The organism is Pseudoalteromonas sp. Z1A6 (genome assembly GCF_011378745.1).
Taxonomy (GTDB): domain Bacteria; phylum Pseudomonadota; class Gammaproteobacteria; order Enterobacterales; family Alteromonadaceae; genus Pseudoalteromonas; species Pseudoalteromonas arctica.
Genome location: NZ_WTKW01000522.1, coordinates 1 through 2016, shown reverse-complemented (window position 1 = coordinate 2016; position 2016 = coordinate 1). Strand labels below are relative to the sequence as shown.

Sequence of the window (2016 nt, the reverse complement as noted above, 5' to 3'; positions counted from 1 at the left end):
TTTTTTTATTTGTAAAGTACTATAAATGAATGATAATTAAGCATAACAAGGTCTATTCACCTTTACCCTAATTACAAAAATACAAGAGAGCCTTATGTCAGGATTACGCCAATTTTCTTTTCCCGCTATCCAGCTAATGGCAAATTTAAAATACAAAACTAAAATCAGCTTAATGTTTGGAATTTTACTCGTTCCTCTCGCACTTAGCTTGTTTTTTTTAGTCTCATTATTAAGTGAAAGTATCGCTGTTTCAAAAATGCAGCAACAAGGTTTAAAAGGCTACAGGTCAATACTCTCAAATCAAATGCAGGGGGAAGCAAATCAAAATATAAAAATAGCTCGCTCACTCGGTTTTGATATAAAAGACGATCAAGCAAATGATGTACTTGAACTTGTTTCTATTCAGTCTAACTTAGCATTAGATAGCCAGTTAGCTAGTGCTTACGTAAACCGCTCTTTAGTCACGCCAATTCCTGCACTTATAATGCAAATAAACTCGACAGCGCAAAGCGCAAATACTGTTTTGGCAAGTAATCGTTTTACGCCAGATACGTTTATAGCACTTTCAAATTTTAGTAAGTCACTTCCTTTATACGAAAAACAACTCGATAAAATACTCAATGTAGCCACCAATGCAGACAAATCAGTAAATAAAGCGCTCATGCCCTCGTTAGATAATTTACACAGTGCTGTTGGCGCATTTAAAAAAGCGATAGATGAAAAACTACTTGAGCCAGACGATATTTTATTAACTCAATCAGAATTTACTAAACTAACAAACAATGTTCACAGCAGTATTAATCAACTTGTTAGTAAGAGTATTCCAACGCTTGAGAGCCTTATTGAAGCAAAACTGCAAACTCAACAGTGGACTCGAAATCTTGTTTTAGCCGCTTCATTGATTAGTTTGTTATTTGCATTTTATTTAATGATTGGTTTTTATTTTGCAGTTGTTGATACCATTAATCGCTTTGCTGATGCAGCGAATAGAGCCGCGAATGGCGACTTAAATGCCACTATCGATTCGAGCACTAATGATGAAATGGGAATTATTGCATCGCGCTACAACGCATTACTTAATGCATTTTCACATTTATTAATTGATGTTAAAGCAAGTACAGAAGAGCTATGCGGCGCAACTAAATCGCTATCACATGCGAGTAGCCAAACAAGCAATGATGTTTCAAAACAGCAAATCCGAGTAAATGCCATTTATAATGCACTCAGCGAAATGGCTCAAAACGCACTTGCAGTTGAAGAGTCAGCCCATCAAGCAACGCTTACCGCGCAAGATGCTGCTGCGCATGTAAAACAAGGTTCAGACAATACAATGGAGCTTGCTAAATATATGCAAGATCTACAAATTGAATTTGCAGAGAGCCAACAAGCGCTCGATAAGCTAGCACAAGATAGCCAAGAAATTAGCAAAGTAAGTAAAGGTATTAGTGAGATAGCCGATCAGACAAACTTGCTTGCACTAAATGCCGCTATTGAAGCTGCACGAGCTGGCGAGCATGGTCGAGGCTTTGCCGTTGTAGCTGATGAAGTAAGAACTCTTGCTCAGCGTACACAAACACAAACACAAGAAATTCATCAAATTATTAGCTCCTTACAACAAGCATCTGACGACACTCAGCAAAAAATGCGTTCAAGTGTTGAAAAAATGGAGCAATCGGTAAAAGCAGCCAATCAAACCAATGAAGTATTGCAAAGCGCAGAGCAAAGTATGGGCGACATTAAACATCAAGGTGAAGTTATTGCAGAGCGTGTTAAACAGCAGTCAAATGCGACAACACAAGCATTAAATGATTCGCAAGAGGTGAGTAATTTAGCAGATCAAACGCTAACATCAGCTCAATCAACGCTGCAAGATGCACAGCAGCTAAGTCGCTTATCTAATGATTTAACCAAATCAATGCAGTTTTTTAAATCTTAAGCGTTAACTACAACTCACAAAAAAGCCGCTAAATAAGCTGTCTCTTGATCACAAGTCTGGCTCAAGAGATTTTGCTAAAT

The 2016-nt window shown here is 37.6% G+C and carries 1 protein-coding gene; it reads left to right on the top strand.

Annotation, left to right across the window (positions count from 1 at the left end; genetic code table 11):
- Positions 1 to 94: 94 nt before the first annotated feature.
- Positions 95 to 1936: a methyl-accepting chemotaxis protein gene (locus GQR46_RS19125; protein ID WP_024608758.1), complete on the top strand. Its 1842-nt coding sequence runs from the start codon at positions 95 to 97 to the stop codon at positions 1934 to 1936.
- Positions 1937 to 2016 lie beyond the last annotated feature (80 nt).